1 protein-coding gene is annotated in these 459 nt (G+C 72.5%); it reads right to left on the bottom strand.

All coding sequences use genetic code 11. The features are described 5' to 3' along the window. Window positions 1-321: 321 nt before the first annotated feature. The gene (locus J5M67_RS30050) at window positions 322-447 is read right to left on the bottom strand and encodes an H-NS family nucleoid-associated regulatory protein (protein WP_368735970.1); all 126 of its coding nucleotides are present in this window, start codon (window positions 445-447) and stop codon (window positions 322-324) included. Window positions 448-459 lie beyond the last annotated feature (12 nt).

Raw genomic sequence — 459 nt, 5'->3', positions numbered from 1 at the left:
GCGGCAGCGGCACGCAGGGGCGCGCGCAACTTGCGTTCGAGTGCCCCCCGGCGTTCTGACGGCCGCATCGCGGCGCGGCCACGTCTCGCGCGCGGCCGGGCGGCGGCGGGATCGTCGATTGCCCGATGGTCTGTCGATCTGTCGAGCCGTGCCGAACGCGACGAAAAAAAGCCCACATGGCTCGCGCGAGCGATGTGGGCTCCGCTTGCGGATCGCGCGTAGCGCACGCGGGACAGGCGCGCAATAGGTGCACAACAGGCGCGGCGCAAGCGCGGTGTGGGCAAACGTTGCCGCCCGGCGCCGCATGACGGCGCGCGGGCATCAAGCGACGAACGCGGCGCGATCCTTTCCGGCGATCCACGAAGGCGGGCGGCCGCGGCCGTTCCAGGTCGCGCCGGTTTTCGGATCGCGATACTTCGGCTTGAGCTTGCCGCGACGGCGCAGCACGCCCGCGCGGCC

This window comes from Pseudomonas sp. 30_B (assembly GCF_017491605.1).
Classification (GTDB): domain Bacteria; phylum Pseudomonadota; class Gammaproteobacteria; order Pseudomonadales; family Pseudomonadaceae; genus Pseudomonas.
Note: the sequence above shows the minus strand (reverse complement) of the source record. Positions and strands in the feature narration are given on the sequence as shown.